The organism is Vicinamibacterales bacterium (assembly GCA_036496585.1).
GTDB lineage: Bacteria > Acidobacteriota > Vicinamibacteria > Vicinamibacterales > 2-12-FULL-66-21 > JAICSD01.
Genome location: DASXLB010000065.1, coordinates 68,507 through 87,281, shown reverse-complemented (window position 1 = coordinate 87,281; position 18,775 = coordinate 68,507). Strand labels below are relative to the sequence as shown.

The window sequence follows — 18,775 nt, the reverse complement described above, 5'->3', positions numbered from 1 at the left end:
CTCGGATGAATCGGATAAGGAGTCGGATCCGGCCGCCGAGGGTGGCACGAGTCGAGGGAGTGGAGGGGCGAACGAGCACCGCGAGTGAGCCACGCGACCGGAGCGCGCCGGCGGAGCGGCGCGCGCGCGAGCGTGTAGGGGAGTCCGAGGGGCGACGCCCCTCGGATGAAAACGACGTCGATCTCGCACGGTTGTGTGCGGCCGGCGACGAGCGCGCCTGGGAGAGGTTCGTCCGAGAGTACCGCCCGATCCTCTATCGCGCCGCAGACGCGCTCGACGCGACTGGCGGCGCGCGCGAGGTCGCCGATTCGCTCTATGCCGATCTCTACGGTCTGGCGAGCGGCGGCGGCGAGCGCCAGTCGCTGCTGCGCTACTTCCACGGGCGGAGCAGCCTGGCGACGTGGCTGCGCGCGGTGCTGGCGCAACGCTACGTCGACCGCCTTCGGGCCGCACGCCGCCTCGCGCCTCTGCCCGACGCGGCCGAGCCCGAGGCGCCGGCGGCGGCCGATCCCGATCGCGATCGCTACGTGGCGCTGGTGCGCGGCGCGCTCGGCCACGCCGTGGCGCGGCTCGACCCGCGCGATCGCCTGCGGCTCGCCAGCTATTACGTGCAGGAGCTGACGCTCGCGCAGATCGGCCGTCTGCTGCGCGAGAGCGAGGCGTCGGCGTCGCGTCATCTGGCGCGGACGCGCCGCGAGATCCGCAGCGCCGTCGAGCGCCAGCTCCGCGAGGAGTCGCGCCTCGACGACGACCAGATTGCCGCGTGCCTCGCCTCGGTGATCGCGGATTCAGGTCCGCTCGATATGAAGCAGGTCATCTATGACTGAGTTGCCCGATCGGCTGCTGCGCGGCGTGCTCCACGACTCGGCGTCGGCCGCGGCGTTCGGGACCTGCGCCGACGCGGAGACGCTCGCGGCGTGGGCCGATGGGACGTTGACCGCGACGGCCCGCGCCGCGTTCGAGGCGCACGGCGCCGACTGCGCGCGATGCCAGGCGCTCATCGCCGCCGTGATGCGAACGGAGCCGCCGCCGATCGCCCGACCGTGGTGGAGGGCGCCAGTGGCGTGGCTGGTGCCGCTCGCCGCCGCGGCCGTAGCGCTCGTCATCGTCGGGCGCCTCGCCTTCATCGAACCACCGTCGCCCGCGCTGGTGGCGTTTCCCTCGCCAGCAGCGGCCGCATTGCCCGCGCCCGGCCCGGCCGCGGCGTCCCCCGCCGCCGGCGCGCGCGAACAGGCCGTCGCACCCGCAGGCTCGGCTGCGCAGACAGCCGCATCCGCTGCGGCGGCACCGGCCCGGCTCGCAGGGCGATCGGTGACCGACGCGGCGGGGCCATCCCCTGCGCTGCCGGCGACGCGCCAGAAGGCTGAGACGATCGCTGACGCGGCGCCGGCGGCGCCGGGGCAGGCCGCGCCAGGTCAGGCGCCGGCCACGGCCGAGCCCGCCGCCAAGGACCTCGTTGCTCCGAAAGAGCCCGCGCCGGCCGCTCCGGCAGCGGCTGGGGCGGCGCCTGCGCGGTCTACCCAGGTGAACGTGGCGGCAGCCGACCGCGACGACATGAGGAGGGCGCCGCGCGCCCGTGCCTTCGCCGCGGCGCCGATGATGAACGCGCCCGCGCCTGCGCCGGTGGCGATCCTGTCGCCCGATCCCCTTTCGCAGTGGCGCAGCGTCGACGGCCGGATCGAGCACACGACGGACGGCGGCAAGACGTGGCAGGCACAGTCGATCGACGGACTGACGCCGGTGCGGGCGGGCGCCGCGCCGTCGGCGCGCGTCTGTTGGCTGGTCGGCGCCGGCGGTCTGGTGCTCGTCACCACCGACGGCACCGCGTGGGTCCGTGCCGCAGTCCCCGACGCGATCGATCTCGTCGCCGTCGAGGCGACCGACGCCTCGCACGCCACGGTGACCACCATCGCCGGCCGCCGCTTCATGACGAGTGATGGCGGCAAGACCTGGACGCCGCGGTAGACGCGGGAGAGTGGGACCGGGGGTGTATAAGCGTCACGAATAGAGACGTAAGGACTATTTGTTTGACGAATGATCGGCCGTGTGCCAGAGTTTCGGGGATGCGGATTGCCTATCAGGGGGAGCCCGGCGCCTACAGCGAAGCCGCGGCGCTGGCGTTCGCGCCGGACGCCACGCCGTTGGCGTGCCGCAACTTCGAGGATGTCTTCCAGGCAGTGGCCGACGGCACGGTGGGGCGAGGCATCGTGCCGATGGAGAACACCATCGGCGGCAGCATTCACCGCAACTACGACCTGCTCGTCGAGCACGAGCTGCCGATCGTCGGCGAGGTGCAGCTGAAGGTGGATCACTGCCTGCTGGCGCTGCCCGGCGTGCGGCTCGAGGACGTCAAGGTCGTCCACTCGCACCCGCAGGCGCTGGCGCAATGCGAGCGCTTCCTGCGCGGGCTCTCCGGCGTCGACATCTCCGCCGGTTACGACACGGCCGGTGGCGCCAAGCTGATCCGCGAGCAGGGGCTGAGGCATGACGCCGCGATTGCCTCGATTCGCGCCGCGCAGGTGTTCGGCCTGGAGGTGCTCAAGCGCGGCATCCAGGACTACGACAACAACATCACGCGCTTCTGCGTCATCGCCCGCCACCCCGTCACTGAAGGGGCGGACAAGACGACGATCGTGTTCGCGCTGCCGAGCGAGCCGGGATCGCTGTTCCGTGCGCTGAGCGTCTTCGCGATGCGCAAGATCGATCTGACGAAGCTCGAGTCGCGTCCCATCCGCGGCAGCGCCTGGGAGTACATGTTCTACGCCGACCTGGGCGTGTCGCGCGACGACCTGAACTGCGGCCGGGCGCTCATCAACCTCGCCGAGTTCGCGCGCTGGGTGCGCACGCTCGGCACCTATCGCGCCGCGCGCGAGGTCTCGTCGCCGGACGAGCCGATCACTGCGGCGGCGCCGGAGTCCACCCGATGAGCGCGTCGGATCCGGTGCGCCCCGCCGGCGGCATGATCACCGCCGGGCCGGCCCGCGCCGCGTCGCGCGCGATGCTCAAGGCGGTCGGCTTCACCGATGGCGACCTCAAGAAGCCGCTGGTCGGCATCGCCAACACCTGGATCGAGATCGGGCCGTGCAACTACCACTTGCGCGACCTCGCCGTGCACGTCAAGCGCGGCGTGCGCGAGGCGGGCGGCACGCCGATGGAGTTCAACACGGTGTCGATCTCCGACGGCATCACGATGGGGACCGCCGGCATGCGCGCTTCGCTCATCAGCCGCGAGGTGATCGCGGACTCGATCGAGCTGGTCGCCCGCGGCAACGCCTTCGACGCCGTCGTCTGCCTGGTCGGCTGCGACAAGACGATTCCGGGCGCCGCGATGGCGCTGGCGCGGCTCGATGTTCCGGGCCTGGTGCTCTACGGCGGATCGATCGCGCCCGGCCACGTCGACGGCCGCGACGTCACCATTCAAGACGTGTTCGAGGCGATCGGCGCCAATGCGGCCGGCCGGCTCGATGCCGCCGGGCTGCGGCGGATCGAGGATGGCGCGTGCCCGGGCGTCGGCGCGTGCGGCGGCCAGTTCACCGCCAACACGATGGCGGCCGCGTGCGAGTTCCTCGGGCTTTCGCCGATGGGCAGCGCGAGCGTGCCGGCGCTGGATCCCCGCAAGGCCGACGTCGCCGTCGAGGCCGGCCGGCTGGCGATGGCGCTGCACAACGGCGGGGTCACGGCGCGCCGGATCGTGACCCGCGCCGCCATCGAGAACGCGATCGCGGCGGTCGCCGCGACCGGCGGATCGACCAACGCCGTGCTGCACCTGCTGGCGATCGCCAGGGAAGCCGGTGTCGAGCTCGATCTGGACGTGTTCGACGCGGTCAGCCGCAAGGTGCCGCTGATCGCCGACCTCAAGCCTGGCGGCCGCTTCGTCGCAACCGATCTGCATCGCGCCGGCGGCACCCGCCTGGTGGCGCAGCGGCTCGTGCAGGCGGGCGTGCTTCACGCCGAGACCCGGACCGTGTCGGGACGGACGATCGGCGACGAGGCGGCGCTCGCGACCGAGACGCCCGCGCAGGAGGTGGTGCGGCCGCTCAGCAATCCGATCTCGCCCAACGGCGGCCTGGTCATCGTGCGCGGCAATGTCGCGCCCGACGGCGGGGTGATCAAGATCAGCGGCCACACCCGTCCGAGTCACAGCGGCCCGGCGCGGGTGTTCGACGCCGAAGAGGACGCCTTCGCCGCCGTGCAGGCTGGAGCGATCAAGGCCGGCGACGTGGTGGTCATCCGCTACGAAGGGCCGAAGGGCGGCCCCGGCATGCGCGAGATGCTCGCCGTGACGGGCGCCATCGTCGGCGCCGGTCTGGGGGAGTCGGTGGCGCTCATCACCGACGGCCGTTTTTCCGGCGCGACGCGCGGGCTGATGATCGGCCACATCGCGCCGGAAGCCGCGGTCGGCGGCCCGATCGCGGCGATCAGGGACGGCGACGTCATCACCATCGATCTGGCCGCGCGCAGCCTGGCGGTGGCGCTGACGCCTGCCGCTGTCGCGTCGCGGCTCGCGACCTGGACGCCGCCTCCGCCGCGTTTCTCCACCGGCGTGATGGCGAAATACGCGAAGCTCGTCTCGTCGGCCGCGCAAGGCGCGGTGACGGGATAGAACAGTAGACAGAAGACGGTAGCGACGATGAAAAAGACAGGCGCACAGATTCTCTGGGAGTGTCTCGTTCGCGAGGGCGTGGCCGACGTGTTCGGCTATCCGGGCGGCGCGATCCTGCCGGCCTACGATGCGATGCTCGCTTATCCGATCCGTCACATCCTGACCCGGCACGAGCAGGGGGCGACGCACATGGCCGACGGCTACGCGCGCGCCACCGGCAAGGTCGGGGTGGCGATCGCCACCTCCGGTCCCGGCGCCACCAACATGGTCACCGGGCTGGCCACCGCGATGATGGACAGCTCGCCGATCGTCTGCATCACCGGCCAGGTCGGCAGCCGGCTGATCGGGTCGGATGCGTTCCAGGAAACCGACATCACCGGGGTCACCCTGCCGGTCACCAAGCACAACTACCTGGTGACGCGCGCCGCCGACGTCGCGCCGGCGGTGCGTGAAGCCTTCTACCTCGCCAAGAACGGTCGCCCCGGTCCGGTGCTGATCGACATCACCAAGGACGCGCAGCAGTCGCAGGCGGAGTTCGACTACGACGCGGCGGCTCCGCGTCCGCACGGCCGCCCCGGACCGCCGCCGCAGGAGGCGAATTTCCGCGAGGCGCTCGCGCTCATCAACGCGGCCGAGCGGCCGGTCATCCTCGCCGGCCACGGCATCCTGCTGGGCAACGCCATGGCGGAGTTCAAGGCGTTTGCCGAGCGGACCCAGATCCCGGTGGCGATGACGCTGCTCGGCATCGGCGCCTTCCCCGCCTCGCACACGCTCAACCTCGGCATGATGGGGATGCACGGCGAGGCCTGGGTCAACACCGCGATCCAGGAGGCGGACCTGCTGATCGCGATTGGCATGCGCTTCGACGATCGGGTCACCGGCACCCTTGCCAGCTACGCGCCCAACGCGAAGAAGATCCACGTCGAGATCGATCCCGCGGAAATCAACAAGAACGTGCCGGTCGACGTCGGCATCATCGGCGACGTGCGCGACGTGCTGCCTCGCCTGCTGCCGGCGATCGCGCCGGGCGATCGCAGCGCCTGGCTGCGCAAGATCGACGAGTTGAAGGGGGGCTCGGCCGTCCTCGACATCAAGAACCTGCCCGACGAAGGGCACCTCTACGCCGCGCACGTCATCAACGATCTGTGGCGCGCCACCAGCGGCAAGGCGCTGGTGGTGACCGACGTCGGCCAGCACCAGATGTGGGAGGCGCAGTACTACCACCACGACGTGCCGCGGTCGCTGATCACATCCGGTGGTCTCGGCACGATGGGCTTCGCGCTGCCGGCGGCGATCGGCGCCAAGATCGCGCGGCCCAACGCGGAGGTCTGGGTCGTCGTCGGCGACGGCGGCTTCCAGATGACGATGAGCGAGCTGGCGACGATCGTCCAGGAAGGCATCGACATCAACATCGCGATCATCAACAACGGCTACCTCGGCATGGTGCGGCAGTGGCAAGAGTTCTTCTACGAGCGCCGCTACGCGGCGACGCCGCTGCTCAGCCCGGATTTCGTCAAGATCGCCGACGCCTACGGCATTCGCGGCATCAACGTGCGGAAGCGCGACGAAGTGATCCCGGCGGTGCAGGCGGCGCGCAAGGCGCGCGAGACGGTGCTCATCGACTTCGCCGTGGAGCAGGAAGACACGGTCTATCCGATGGTGCCGGCGGGCGCGGCGCTGCATCAGATGATTCGCCGGCCCAGTCCGATCGCCGAAACCGGCGAGGACGTCTAGGGCCATTGGCAGCGGACAGTCGACAGTTGGCAGAGAAGCCTATGCAGACCACTTTCATCGTTCACGTCGAGGACCAGCCGGGCGTGCTGACGCGCGTCACCTCGCTCATCCGTCGCCGCGGCTTCAACATCGAGTCGCTGACCGTCGGGCACACCGAGCGGGCGGGCATCTCGCGCATGACGATCGTGATGGACTCCGACGAGCGCGCGGTGCCGCGAATCGAAGCCAATCTCTACAAGCTCGTCAACGTGATCAGCGTCGAGAACGTCACGCCGCAGCCGGTCGTCTTCCGAGACCTGGCGATGATAAAGGTTGCCGCGACCGAAGCCTCGCGCGGCCCGATCATGCAGCTCGTCGACGTCTTCCGGGCCCGGGTCGTCGACGTCTCGCCCGACTCGCTGATTATCGAGATCACCGGCACCGAAGACAAGATCGACGGACTGGTCGAGATGCTCAAGCCGTACGGCGTGCTCGAGATGGCGCGCACCGGCCGGGTCGCGATGGCGCGCGGCAGCAGCGCGCCGATCCTGGCCGCCGCCGAACGGCCGGCCGGCGACAAGGAAGTCGAGTTCGACAGCGGCGTGTCGTTCTCGGTCTAGAGCACGGATACACACACGCGGAGCCGCGGATAAACGGCCGGATACGGAGTGGCAATGGCGAAGATGTACTACGACAAGGACGCGGACCTCGCGCTCATTCAAGCGAAGAAGGTGGCCGTGATCGGATACGGGTCCCAGGGGCACGCGCACGCGCTGAACCTGAAGGACAGCGGCGTCGACGTGCGCGTCGGTCTGCCGCCCGGCAGCGCCTCGCGCGCCAAGGCAGAGAAAGACGGGCTGCGCGCCCTCGACGTCGCCGAGGCCGTCCGCGAGGCGGACGTCGTGATGGTGCTGACACCCGACCACGGCCAGGGAAAGCTCTACAAGGAATCGATCGAGCCGAACCTGAAACCCGGCGCGACGCTGATGTTCGCGCACGGCTTCAACATCCGCTTCGGCACGATCCAGCCGCCCGCCAACGTCGACGTGTCGATGATCGCGCCGAAGTCGCCGGGCCACCGGGTCCGCGAACTGTTCAAGGAAGGCGGCGGCACGCCGGCGCTGGTGGCGATTCACCAGGATGCCAGCGGCAAGGCGCGCGAACTGGCGCTCTCCTACGGCAAGGGCATCGGCGTCACCCGCGCCGGCGTCGTCGAGACGACGTTCACCGAGGAGACCGAGACGGATCTGTTCGGCGAGCAGGCGGTGCTCTGCGGCGGCACGAGCGCGCTGGTGAAGGCCGGTTTCGAGACGCTCGTCGAGGCGGGCTACCAGCCTGAAATCGCCTACTTCGAGTGCCTCCACGAGCTGAAGCTGATCGTCGACCTCATGTACCGCGGCGGCCTCAACTACATGCGCTACTCGATCAGCGACACCGCCGAATTCGGCGACTATACCGGCGGCGCGCGGCTGGTCACGGCCGAGACGAAGGCCGAGATGAAGCGGATGCTCGACGACATCCGCAGCGGCCGCTTCGCCAAGATGTGGATCGCCGAGAACGAGAAGGGCCGTCCGAGCTTCAACGCGCACCGCGCCGAGGAACAGGGTCAGCTCCTCGAGCAGGTCGGCGTCGAACTGCGGCGGATGATGCCGTTCGTCGATCCCGTCGAAGTCAAGCAGACGGTGCCGACGCGATAGTTCAAGCCGCGCGCGACGACCGGGCAGGACGCGGGCGGCGGCGCCACACGAGCGCCGAACCGCCTGCGACCAGCAGCAGCACCGCCAACACCGCAAGCGTCTTCCGATAGTGCATACCGCCCAGGACCATCAGCAGCGGGAGCGGCACGTGCGGGGGGCCGATCTGCGGGAGCCAGACGATGGCGTCGGCATTCCTGATCAGAGACAGGCGGACCGGGCGGGATTCGATCCACACGGTTTGGCTCCCGGCAAAGGCCTCGTCGTTCCTGACTGAGGCGTCGCGGAGGTCCACGAGGAAGGGCGTCGACGACAACGCTCGCATCCGCGTGGCGAACTGGTCGGAACCAGCCCGAACCCAGCCATAGCCGACATCGTCATCGGATCCCGGCGCGGGGAAGATCATGATCGCGCTTCCTCGGTCGGCGACCGGAAGGATCGTGTAGATGCGTTCTCCCAGCCGCTGTCGAAGCGCGTAGCCGACGGACGGTCCTGCAAGAGAGTCGTCGTAGGTCAGATGGCTCCAGTGCGCCCAGAGCATCAGCTTCCGGTCGATGGACACGTTTCGCAGCGCTTCCGCGAAGATCGCAGCCTGGCCGTCCCGAAGGGCCTTGTAGCTGGCTGAATGGGAGGCCATGCCGGTGCACAGTGCGAGGGAGCCGCGCAGACTTGCCGGAACCAGTCGCAGTGACCGTGAATGCATTGGAACGTCTGGGAAGCGAGCCGCTACCACTGGACTCGCCGTTGCGATCCACGTCTCCAGTTGCTCAATTGCGTGGATCGCGGCCGGAGCGTCAGCTGGCGTAAACGCACCGCAGCCGCCGGTCAAAGGCTGAAGGTCATGCAGCCATGTGTCACGGGCCAGATTCACTGGCGGCGCGGCATATGTCGTCAGTCGATCGGCAAGCAGCCGAATGGCCTCGACGCCGTATGTTCCCTTTCCGCTGCCTGGCTGCACGTCGTACGAAGTGACGTACAGACGATTTTGCGTCGACCAGCTCGCGGCTTCGTACTGAAACAGCTCCCGGATTTCAGGGGTGTTCCACAGAGGGAAGAGCGCGAGCTGCGCCTCCGACGCGTCGCGATCCGATCGGGCCGACGCGAGGAACCGATCCTGCGTGGCCCACGCATCGACGAGCGAGCCCTCGAGGGCGAGCGTGTGAAAGCCCAGATGCTCGTTCAGGAACCGGATGATTCCGATGCGCAGGATGGGAAACTCGTGAGTCATGTGGATCGGCTCCGCCAACCCGACTACATCGACGTTCTCAAGCCTTGGCGCGAGAAACTGCCATTGGGCCGCCGTCTCGAAATGGCTTCCGTCGAGCCTGTGAATTGCAAGCAGCGACGGCGCTTGTCCCGAGCGCGCGCCGAGGATGGTTCCGAGCAGCAGCAGAATCGACGCGGCCATTGGTCCCCCAACGCCGGCGCGGGCGGCGCCGTCACGGATGACTACGAGCGAAAAAGCGCCGAATTCGGCGGGCGCGAGTCGTATCTTATATCATGTAAGACCGATAAACATAGCTGTAATTTAGATAAAGCACGAGCCTGCCGAGTAGCGAGGCAGGCCGGGTCTTCGGACCCGGCTTTTCGTCAGGCGTCCTGCCGCAGCACGGCGATCGGATCGATCCGCAGCGCTCGCGACGAGCAGGCCGCTGTCATCAATCCCGAAACCAGCGTCACGACGGCCGCCGTAACGCCGAACGTCGCCGCGTCGTACGGCCGTACGCCGTAAAGCAGCGACGATAACCCGCGTCCGGCGATGGCGCCGGCTCCCAGGCCGGCGATGATACCGATCGCCGTCAGCGTCAGGCCCTGCCTGCCTATCGTCCACATCAGCCGCTCCGGTGAGGCGCCGAGCGCCGCGCGGATCGCCAGATCGCGCCGCCGCTCGGCGACCAGCGTCGAGAGCGTGGCCATCACGCCGACCGCCGCGACGGCGAGTGCGAGCAGCGCGAACGCCGCGGCGGGGATGGCGCGCATGCGGCGCGCCGCGATCGACTCCGCCTGGATGCCGTCGAGCGTCAGCAGCTCGGGGACCGGCACGGCGGGATCGATGCTGGCGATGACCTGCCTGACGTCCGCGAGCGAGCGCCGCGGATCCGACGCCGTGCGAGCGACCAGGTAGCCGGTGCCGAACGGCCGGCTGCTCCACGGCAGGTAGAGCGCGCCGCCAGCGGGAGCGTCGAGACCGCTGTACTTGACGTCGGCGACGACGCCGATGACTCGCGGCACGCCGGCGACGCCGAACATCGACGGCAGCTTCACGAACTTCTGTCCGATCGGATCGAGGCCGGGGAAAGAGAATCTGGCGAGCGATGCGCTCAGGACCACGACCGGCGACTGGTTGTCGGCGTCCTGGAAGTCGCGGCCGGCGATGAAGCGTGCGCCGAGCGCCGGCAGAAAGCCCGGTGTCGCGCTGCCGACGTTGACCATCAGGCTCCGCCTCCTGCCGTCATTCTCAAAGGCGATCGACATCGAGACTGGCGGCGTGCGCGGCGGCAGAGAGCTGCCGAGGCCGGCGCCGCGAACGCCTGGTAGCGCACGCGTTCGATCGAGCAGGTCCCGAACGAACGCGGATCGTTCGGAACCCGCAAGGACCTTGTCCGACAACGCGACCTTCGCCGACAGCGCCTGATGCCCGTCGAAGCCGGCGTCCTCGTGAAGGAGTGCGGTGACCGTCCGTATCAGCAGGCCGGCGCCGACGAGCAGCATGCAGCAGCAGGCAATCTGGGCGACCACCAGCAGCCTCCGCACGACCCACACCGCTGGTCGCGACGACGATGATGGCTTGAGGAATGCCGTGAAATCCGCGCGCGCGGCGTGCCAGGCGGGAATGCTGCCGCTCAGCACGACGGCCAGGGCCACGAGTACAACGGTCGCCACTCCGACCGCGATGTCGAGGCGGACCTGGCCGAGCCGGGGGAAAGTTGTCCCGGCGGCCGCGGCGAACCGGGTGAGGGCCAGCTGACCGAGCAGCAGACCCGCCGCGGCGCCGGCGATCGCCACGACGGACAGTTCGACGAAGATGCGGCGGACGAGATCGGCGCGTCCGGCGCCGAGCGCCAGCCGGGTCGCGAACTCGCGTCGCCGGGAGATGTCCCGACCGATGAAGAGCGTGGCGACATTGGCGGAGGCGACGGCGAGCACCAGGAGCGATCCGGCGAACGCGACCAGGAGCAGACGCCGCAGACCGCCGATGACGGACTCACCGAGCGGCGTGATCGAGATGGCATTGCCCGGATCCGTTCTGAGGTCGCGCGCCACCCGCGCCGCGGTGTCGCGAAACTGCGCCAGCGTGACGCCTGGCTTCAGCCGCGCGACGATCTTGGCATAGCCCGGTTCGAACGGTGCGACGCGCCAGGGCAGCCAGATGCCGATCTGCTCGTTCGGAAATCCGAACTCCGGCGAAAGCACCGCGGCCACCGTTCGCGGCGCGTCACCGATGGTGACCGTCGTGCCGACGGCCCGCGGCTTCTCGCCGCCGAGCACCTCGGCGACCCGGCCGGCCCCGACCCACACCGAGTCGTCATCGGAGGCGAGGCGTGTCATGCGCGGCGCTGCCGCGCCGAACACGTCGAAGAACCGATCGGTGGCGAACGCGGCACGCACCACTGCGCTGTGTGACCCGGTACGAACGGTCACGTCACGCGTGTAGTAGGCGGCGGCCGCTTCCGCGCCATCGAGGCGGCGAAGCCACTCCCCGGCTTCGTCCGGAGAAAAATCGAGGTCGCCGCCGTCCGGGAACAGGAGGGTCAGAATGACGATGCGCTCGGAAGACGGATAGGGAAGCGGGCGCAGCAGAATCCCGTACGCCGCCGCCATCGCGGCAACGTTCACGCCGATGCCGAGCGCCAGCGTCAGCACGGCCAGTGCGGTGAAAGCGGGCCGCTGCCGCATGCCGCGCACCGCGTCCCGCAGATCGCGGATCAGAATATCGATCGCGGACATGGCGGCCATTGTATCGCCGCCGCATCGCCGGGTCTGAAGACCCGACCTACGGGTCGTAGGGCGGACCTGTCAGGTCCGCCGCAGCAACCGGTCCCCGGCGCTACAAGCTGGTGATCGCGCCGTACGTCTCCGGCCGGCGGTCGCGGTAGAACTGCCAGGTGTCGCGCACTTCCTTGATCAGATCCAGATTCAGATCGGCCACGACGAGCTCGGTCCGATCTCGGCTGGCTTCCGCGACGATGCGGCCGCGCGGGTCACAGAAGTAGCTCTGGCCGTAGAACTCGCCGATGTTCCACGGCGCTTCAATGCCGACTCGGTTGATCGCGCCGACGAAGTAGCCGTTGGCGACCGCGTGCGCCGGCTGCTCGAGCTTCCAAAGATACTCCGACAGCCCGGCGACGGTCGCGGACGGATTGAAGACGATCTCGGCACCGTTGAGGCCGAGGATGCGCGCCCCTTCGGGAAAGTGCCGGTCGTAGCAGATGTAGACGCCGACCTTGCCTACCGCGGTCTGAAACACGGGATAGCCCGTGTTGCCCGGACGGAAGTAATACTTCTCCCAGAAACCTGGGGCGACCTGCGGGATGTGATGCTTGCGGTACTTGCCGAGATAGGCGCCGCCGGCGTCGATGACCGCTGCCGTGTTGTAGTAGACGCCGGTGTTCTCCACCTCGTAGATCGGGACGATGACGACCATCCCGAGCCGCTGGGCGACGTCCTGGAACAGCCTCGTGGTCGGGCCGTTCGGGATCTCCTCGGTCAGCTCGTACCACTTCGTCTTCTGCTCGGCGCAGAAGTATGGCCCGTAGAAGAGCTCCTGCAGGCAGAGGACCTGGACACCCTGACGGCCAGCATCCTCGACGAGTGGCAGCGTCTTGTCGATCATCCGCTGCTTGACGTCGGCGGTGGCCCCGTCGAGGGACACGTCGCACTTCACCTGAATCAAGCCGGCTCGAACCGTCCGTGGCATTGTGTCGGCCTCCCGGGAAAGAACCGAAACGTAGCATAGTTGCGTCTAATCACGGCATGTACGGCTCCTGGATCCGTCTCGTCCTGCTGGCGGTTCTCGCGGCTGCCGTCCCCGCGTCCGCGCAGACGCCCGCTCCAGCCCCTCCCGCCGCCGCCGGGTTTCGACTGACCCGTGCGGCCAGTCCGATCAAGATCGACGGCGACCTTTCGGACGAAGCCTGGCGGACGGCGGCCAGGGTGGAACGATGGTACGAAGTGCAGCCCGGTGACAACAACGAGCCGCCGGTCAAGAGCGTCGGTTATCTGACCTACGACGATCGGGCGTTGTACGTGGCGTTCGAGTTCGACGATCCCGCCCCGGCGGCGATTCGGGCGCCGTACGGCGACCACGACAGCATTTCGGGCAACAACACCGACTTCGGCGGGATCATCATCGACACGCAGTCGACGAAGCGGACCGCCATCGAGTTCTTCGTGAGTCCGCGCAACGTGCAGTACGACGCCGTCACCGACGACGCGACGGGGGAGAACCAGTCGCCGGATTTCTTCTGGGACTCGGCGGCGAAGATCACCGATCGCGGCTGGACGCTCGAGATGCGGATCCCGTTCTCGACGCTGCGCTACCCGCGCGTCGATCCGCAGAAGTGGGGCATCATCCTGATGCGCAACTATCCGCGCAACTTCCGCTACCAGTTTGCGTCGGCGGTCATGCCGCGCGGCAGCAACTGCTTCATCTGCCACGTCACCGACCTAGAGGGACTCGAACACCTGCCGGCGGGCGGCCATCTGGTGGCCGCCCCCTACGCCAGCGCGAGCGACACCGCGCATCCCGAAGGCGGCGTCGAGGGGGCGCCCCTCAAGAACGATCCGGTTGACGGCCGTATCGGCGTCGACGTCAAGTACAGCCCCGACGCCAATCACGCGCTCGATCTCACGGTGAGGCCCGACTTCTCGCAGATCGAGTCCGACACGGCGCAAATCTCGGCCAACGAGCGGTTCGCGCTGTTCTATCCGGAGAAGCGCCCGTTCTTTCTCGAGGGGGTCGACCTGTTTCAGACGCCGATCCAGGCGGTCTACACGCGCACGATCACCGACCCGACCTGGGGCACACGGCTGACCGGGAAGGACGGCAACCTCCGCTACACCGCGCTCGTCGCCCGTGACGGTGGCGGCGGGCTCGTCATCCTGCCCGGCTCGAACGGATCGTCGTCGGCGCCGCAGGACTTCACTTCGATGAATGCCATCGGTCGCGTCAAGGAGCAGATCGGCCGGTCGTTCGTCGGGGCGCTCGTCACCGATCGCGAGATCACCAGCAGCGGCGGCGGCTACAACCGCCTCGTCGGCCCCGATTTCGAATGGCGTCCCAACGCCGCCGACGTCGTGACCGGCCAGGTGCTGTACAGCACCACGCAGACGCCGAACCAACCCGATCTCGACGAGAGCTGGGACGGGCGCCGCGAGAGCGGGACGGCGCTGCAGACCTACTACACGCGCAACACGCGGCACTTCGACATGTTCGGCGGCTATTCCGACATCACCGACGGCTTCCGCGCCGATCTCGGGTTCGTGCCGCAGGTCGGCTACCGGCAAGGCAACGTGTCGACGGGCTGGACGGTGCACCCGAAGGGGGCGATTTCCCGCGAGCGCACGTTCTTCAGCGCCCAGTACCAAGCCGACCGCGACGGCCGCATCATCACCGAAAACGCGCAGCCAGGATTCGGCATGGACACCAAGTGGAACGGCTTCGTGCAGGTCCGCTATACGAGCGATCGCACCCGCGCCGGCGACGAATTGATCGGACGCCAGCAGGGTGGCTTCACCGTGCAGTTCAGCCCGACGCGCCGCCTCGCGCTGCTCTTCGTCGACACGACCTTCGGCCAGGACATCGATTTCGACAACGCGCGGCCGGCGACCGGCTACACGCTCAACCTGCGCGGCACCGTGGTGGCGACCGATCACCTGTCGCTCGATCTGATCCAGAACACGCGCTCGCTCGACGCGAACGCCGCCGCCGTCACCGGTCACCTCCTCACCGAGCAGGTGTCGCACGTCAAGGCGACCTACACGTTCACGTCGCGCATGTTCGTGCGCGCGATCGGCCAGTACGTCGAGACGACGCGCGATCCATCGCTCTACACGTTCGACGTCCCCGCCAAGTCCGGCAGCTTCAGCGGCTCGCTGCTGTTCGCCTACAAATTGAACTGGCAATCGGTGATGTTCGTGGGCTATGGCGACGATCGCGACCTGCCGTCGCCGCCCGATCCGGTTCACGGGCTGCAGCCGGTCGATCGGCAATTCTTCGTGAAACTGTCCTACGCCCTGCAGCGATAGCGACTCAGGGATTCGGGATCACCGGCGCGGCATAGCCTTCCGCGGCCTCGTGCCCGCCGTGGTACTCCCGCGCGTCGGGGCGCCGGATTTGCGAATGCGCGACGATCCGGTCGCGGCGGAGGCCGCGGAAGTCGTCGAGCCGGCTCCAGCCGCGCGCCGCGTGCGTCTCGAGGAACGCCTGCATTCCTGACAGCAGGCCCTTGATCACGTTGGGCCCGATCGCGTGATCCAGCATCGCGGCGGTACACACCTGTGCGGTGCCGCAGCCGAGCAGGAAGTAGCTCAGTGCCTGGGGGAACTCGGAGATACCGCCGATCCCCGAGAAGCTGCGCTCCGGAAACGCCGTGCTCATCTGGGCGATCTTCGCGAGCGACAACGGCAGAATCGCCGGGCCGCCGAGGCCGCCGTACGACACCAGGCCGTCGACGTTCACTTCGAAGTCGAGCGACTCGGGATCGATCGGCGGCAGCGAGGTGAAGGTGTTCGACGAGGTGATCGAGTCGGCGCCGGCGTTGAACGCCGCTTCCGCCTCCTTGGCGATGTTGGTCGTCGTCGGGGTCAGCTTCACCCAGACCGGCCGGCGCGCCACCTGTTTCACCGCGCGGACGACCGTGTCGATGAGCGCGCAATTTCGCCCGATGTTCGATCCCATGTCGACCCGATCCATGTGCGGGCACGACAGGTTCAGTTCGAAGGCGTCGACCCCCTGCTCCTGGCAGGCGACGGTCAACTGGCGCCAATGGTCGATTTCACGGTCGTCCTCGGAGCCGGCCATGATCGACGCGACCAGCACCTTGTGCGGGAAGGCCTGCTTGATGCGGCGCAGGCGCGGCAGCCACCAGTCGAGCGGCTTGTCGGAGATCAGCTCCCAGTTCCACGACGAGTGAAGCGCGGCGCCAGGGCGCTTGTCCATCGAGATGCGGGCGCTGTCGGCGCTCGAGCGGAGGAATCGCGTTTTCGGCCCCTTGACGTTGACGACCGGGTGCATGCCGATCGTCTTGACGACCACGCCGCCCCAGCCCGCCTCGAAGGCACGGAGAATGTTCGAGTCCGATTCGGTCGGCGGAGCCGAGGCGAGCAGAAACGGGTTCTCGAATTCAATGCCGGTGAACGTCGTCGAGAGCGTCGGCTGCATCGGGTCCCCCTACCACCAGCGCGCGATCGTGACCTTCTTGTCGGTGTAGAACTCGAACCCGTCGCGGCCGTGGACCTTGAGATCGCCGAAGAAACTGTCGCGGGCGCCGCCGAACGGGAAGTAGGCCATCGGCGCGGCCACGCCGATGTTGACGCCGACCATCGAGGCCGTCGACCGGCGCGCGAACTCGCGGGCGTGCCCTCCGTTCGACGTGAAGATCGATGCGGCGTTGGCGTTGGGATGCGCCTCGAGCAGCGCCACCGCATCGGCGAGCGTCCGCACTGCGTGAATCGACGCGACCGGACCGAAGATCTCCTCGTGACCGATGGCCATCTTCGGCGAGACGTCGTCGAACACGGTCGGGCCGACGAAGAAGCCCTCGTCGCGGTCCGCCACGGCGACGCCGCGGCCGTCGAGCACGAGCTTCGCGCCTTCCGCCACTCCCTTGTCGATGTAGCGCCTGACGCGGTCGCGATGCGTGCCGCTGATGACCGGCCCCATCGTCACGCCCGGCTGTATGCCGTCGCCGACCTTGAGGCTCTTCGCCGAGGCGACGAGCCGGTCGCGCGCTTCGGCGTGTGCCTCGCCGACCGGCACCAGCACGCTGCCCGCGAGGCAGCGCTCGCCGGCGCAGCCGTAGAAGGACTCGGTGATCGCCTCGATCGACTTCTCGAAGTCGGCATCGGGCATGATCACCACGAAGTTCTTGGCGCCGCCGAGCGCCTGGACGCGCTTGCCGGCGTGCGAGGCGCGCTGGTAGACGGCGCGCGCGACCGGCGTCGAACCGACGAACGACACCGCGCGAATGCCCGGGTGATCGCAGATCGCCTCGACCGCCTCCCGTCCGCCGTTCACCAGATTGACGACCCCGGGCGGAATGTCGCATTGCTCGAGAAGCCGGAAGAGCAACCGCGCCGACAGCGGCACCTGCTCCGACGGTTTGATGATCACGCAGTTGCCGGTGACTGCCGCGAACGGCAGGAACCAGAGCGGCACCATGGTTGGAAAATTGAAAGGCGTGATCGCCGCCACGACTCCCAGCGGCTGTCGGAACACCGTGCAGTCGACGCCGCCGGCGATCTGCTCCATCCCGTAGCCCATCATCAGCGACGGCGCGCCGCACGCGACCTCGACGCATTCGATGCCGCGGCGCACGCTGCCGCGCGCCTCGCCGAGCGTCTTGCCATGCTCGGTGGTCACCTGGCGCGCCAGTTCTTCGAAGTGCTCTTCGAGCCGCTGCACGAAGCGCAGCATCGCGCGCGCCCGTTGAACGACGGGCGTGTCGCGCCAGGCGGGGAACGCGGCGGCGGCCGCCCTCACCGCGGCGTCCACCTCAGTGGCGCTCGACAGCGGGGCCGTTGCGATGATCTCGCCGGTGGCGGGGTTGTAGACGTTGACCGACTCGGCCGCCCGCGACGTGACCCACGTGCCGCCGATGAAGTTCTGGACGATCTCCGGAGTGCTCATAGTCACGTCGGAGAATACCGCAGGAGGAACAGGCGGGCGGCAGAATCTGATTTCATCCGACGCTTCTGCTCAGTCGCGCCCATTTTTCAGACAATCTCTAGCGATTTTCCCGATCTCCCGTCGATTCCGCGCTGCGAACCGCCGTTCGAACCTGCTCGGGCGTCCACCCTCGCGCCCGGAGGTCGCGGATGCCGGTGTCACGGTCGGACTTGCTCAGCTTCTGGCCTGCCGATTTCATGACCAGCGGATGATGGCGGAACTCGGGGGCCACGGCGCGGCCGAGCAGACGGGCGAGCCGGATCTGGCGGCCCGTGGAGGCGAGGAGATCGACGCCGCGGATCACGAGATCGATTCCCTGACGGAAGTCGTCAACCGCCGCGACGAACTGGTAGGTCCAGTTGCCGAGTCGATCGCGGATCAGCAGATCGCCGCACTGTGCGGACGGATCCTGCGTCTGTGGGCCCAGCAGGCCGTCGACGAAGTGCTCGACGCCCGCGTCCATCCGCACGCGCCAGCCCACAGCGGCGCCGGTCAGCGGCAGTCCGCGGTCACGACAGTGTCCGTCGTAGCGCAGTTCGATCGCCTCCGACGTCTGTCGAGCCTCTGCGAGCCGCGCGCGCGTGCAGTCGCAGGCGTAGACCAGGCCTTGCGCCCGAAGCGTGGCGGCTGCATCGAGATAGACGGCGTCACGTTCGCTCTGGCGGACGACTGGAAGCTGATAGCGGTAGCCAAGCCAGTCGAGATCCGCCAGGATGCCGGCGTCGTACTCGGGACGGCAGCGCTCGCGATCGTGGTCCTCGATCCGGAGCAGGACGCCCACGCCTGCGCCCCAGACGTACTCGGCATTCAACACGTGCCCGAGGTGAAGCCACCCGGTTGGGGCTGGCGCGAAACGCGTGAGCACGGGCCAGTGTA

The 18,775-nt window shown here is 68.5% G+C and carries 14 protein-coding genes; 8 read left to right on the top strand and 6 right to left on the bottom strand.

Annotated features, from left to right (window positions below; genetic code table 11):
* From VGI12_18845 to ilvC, 7 genes are all read left to right on the top strand, one after another.
* A partial coding sequence (locus VGI12_18845; protein HEY2434737.1) for a sigma-70 family RNA polymerase sigma factor occupies positions 1-827 on the top strand: 827 nt, incomplete at its 5' end.
* On the top strand, positions 820-1,965 hold the full coding sequence (locus VGI12_18840) for a YCF48-related protein (protein ID HEY2434736.1): 1,146 nt from the start codon (positions 820-822) through the stop codon (positions 1,963-1,965). The genes VGI12_18845 and VGI12_18840, both read left to right, overlap by 8 nt.
* A gap of 98 nt (positions 1,966-2,063) precedes the next feature.
* Positions 2,064-2,927, top strand: coding sequence for a prephenate dehydratase (gene pheA / locus VGI12_18835; GenBank protein ID HEY2434735.1), 864 nt, complete (start codon positions 2,064-2,066; stop codon positions 2,925-2,927).
* Positions 2,924-4,603, top strand: coding sequence for a dihydroxy-acid dehydratase (ilvD, locus tag VGI12_18830; GenBank protein ID HEY2434734.1), 1,680 nt, complete (start codon positions 2,924-2,926; stop codon positions 4,601-4,603). The genes pheA and ilvD overlap by 4 nt, the downstream gene beginning before the upstream one ends.
* Before the next feature lie 27 nt (positions 4,604-4,630).
* Positions 4,631-6,337, top strand: coding sequence for a biosynthetic-type acetolactate synthase large subunit (gene ilvB, locus VGI12_18825; protein HEY2434733.1), 1,707 nt, complete (start codon positions 4,631-4,633; stop codon positions 6,335-6,337).
* 41 nt (positions 6,338-6,378) lie between these two features.
* Complete coding sequence (ilvN, locus tag VGI12_18820; protein HEY2434732.1) at positions 6,379-6,936, top strand: acetolactate synthase small subunit; 558 nt, start codon at positions 6,379-6,381, stop codon at positions 6,934-6,936.
* A gap of 54 nt (positions 6,937-6,990) precedes the next feature.
* A complete protein-coding gene (gene ilvC / locus VGI12_18815) occupies positions 6,991-8,013 on the top strand; it encodes a ketol-acid reductoisomerase (GenBank protein ID HEY2434731.1) in 1,023 nt (340 codons plus the stop codon).
* 1 nt (position 8,014) lies between these two features.
* Here the strand turns inward: ilvC and VGI12_18810 are convergent, their stop codons facing one another.
* From VGI12_18810 to VGI12_18800, 3 genes are all read right to left on the bottom strand, one after another.
* Positions 8,015-9,418, bottom strand: coding sequence for an erythromycin esterase family protein (locus tag VGI12_18810; GenBank protein HEY2434730.1), 1,404 nt, complete (start codon positions 9,416-9,418; stop codon positions 8,015-8,017).
* 182 nt (positions 9,419-9,600) lie between these two features.
* Positions 9,601-11,958 (bottom strand): ABC transporter permease, encoded by a 2,358-nt coding sequence (locus tag VGI12_18805; protein HEY2434729.1) that lies wholly within the window; start codon positions 11,956-11,958, stop codon positions 9,601-9,603.
* Positions 11,959-12,058: 100 nt separating this feature from the next.
* Positions 12,059-12,928, bottom strand: a complete 870-nt coding sequence (locus tag VGI12_18800) for a nitrilase-related carbon-nitrogen hydrolase (protein ID HEY2434728.1) — start codon at positions 12,926-12,928, stop codon at positions 12,059-12,061.
* A gap of 56 nt (positions 12,929-12,984) precedes the next feature.
* On the opposite strand from VGI12_18800, the gene VGI12_18795 reads away from it, so the two are divergent.
* Complete coding sequence (locus VGI12_18795; protein ID HEY2434727.1) at positions 12,985-15,258, top strand: DUF5916 domain-containing protein; 2,274 nt, start codon at positions 12,985-12,987, stop codon at positions 15,256-15,258.
* Between the two features lie 4 nt (positions 15,259-15,262).
* Here the strand turns inward: VGI12_18795 and VGI12_18790 are convergent, their stop codons facing one another.
* The 3 genes from VGI12_18790 to VGI12_18780 all read right to left on the bottom strand — a co-directional run bounded on the left by VGI12_18790 (position 15,263) and on the right by VGI12_18780 (position 18,764).
* Positions 15,263-16,393 carry a hypothetical protein gene (locus tag VGI12_18790; protein ID HEY2434726.1) on the bottom strand — a complete coding sequence of 377 codons (1,131 nt, stop codon included), beginning with the start codon at positions 16,391-16,393 and terminating at the stop codon, positions 15,263-15,265.
* 9 nt (positions 16,394-16,402) lie between these two features.
* On the bottom strand, positions 16,403-17,860 hold the full coding sequence (locus tag VGI12_18785; GenBank protein HEY2434725.1) for a CoA-acylating methylmalonate-semialdehyde dehydrogenase: 1,458 nt from the start codon (positions 17,858-17,860) through the stop codon (positions 16,403-16,405).
* Between the two features lie 97 nt (positions 17,861-17,957).
* Positions 17,958-18,764: a glutamate--tRNA ligase family protein gene (locus tag VGI12_18780; protein ID HEY2434724.1), complete on the bottom strand. Its 807-nt coding sequence runs from the start codon at positions 18,762-18,764 to the stop codon at positions 17,958-17,960.
* Between the last annotated feature and the right edge of the window lie 11 nt (positions 18,765-18,775).

Bases quoted from the DNA above. Each gene is read 5' to 3' on its own strand.
- VGI12_18840 (HEY2434736.1), top strand. From the start codon at position 820: ATGACTGAGTTGCCCGATCGGCTGCTGCGCGGCGTGCTCCACGACTCG.
- pheA (HEY2434735.1), top strand. From the start codon at position 2,064: ATGCGGATTGCCTATCAGGGGGAGCCCGGCGCCTACAGCGAAGCCGCG.
- ilvD (HEY2434734.1), top strand. From the start codon at position 2,924: ATGAGCGCGTCGGATCCGGTGCGCCCCGCCGGCGGCATGATCACCGCC.
- ilvB (HEY2434733.1), top strand. From the start codon at position 4,631: ATGAAAAAGACAGGCGCACAGATTCTCTGGGAGTGTCTCGTTCGCGAG.
- ilvN (HEY2434732.1), top strand. From the start codon at position 6,379: ATGCAGACCACTTTCATCGTTCACGTCGAGGACCAGCCGGGCGTGCTG.
- ilvC (HEY2434731.1), top strand. From the start codon at position 6,991: ATGGCGAAGATGTACTACGACAAGGACGCGGACCTCGCGCTCATTCAA.
- VGI12_18810 (HEY2434730.1), bottom strand. From the start codon at position 9,418: ATGGCCGCGTCGATTCTGCTGCTGCTCGGAACCATCCTCGGCGCGCGC.
- VGI12_18805 (HEY2434729.1), bottom strand. From the start codon at position 11,958: ATGTCCGCGATCGATATTCTGATCCGCGATCTGCGGGACGCGGTGCGC.
- VGI12_18800 (HEY2434728.1), bottom strand. From the start codon at position 12,928: ATGCCACGGACGGTTCGAGCCGGCTTGATTCAGGTGAAGTGCGACGTG.
- VGI12_18795 (HEY2434727.1), top strand. From the start codon at position 12,985: ATGTACGGCTCCTGGATCCGTCTCGTCCTGCTGGCGGTTCTCGCGGCT.
- VGI12_18790 (HEY2434726.1), bottom strand. From the start codon at position 16,393: ATGCAGCCGACGCTCTCGACGACGTTCACCGGCATTGAATTCGAGAAC.
- VGI12_18785 (HEY2434725.1), bottom strand. From the start codon at position 17,860: ATGAGCACTCCGGAGATCGTCCAGAACTTCATCGGCGGCACGTGGGTC.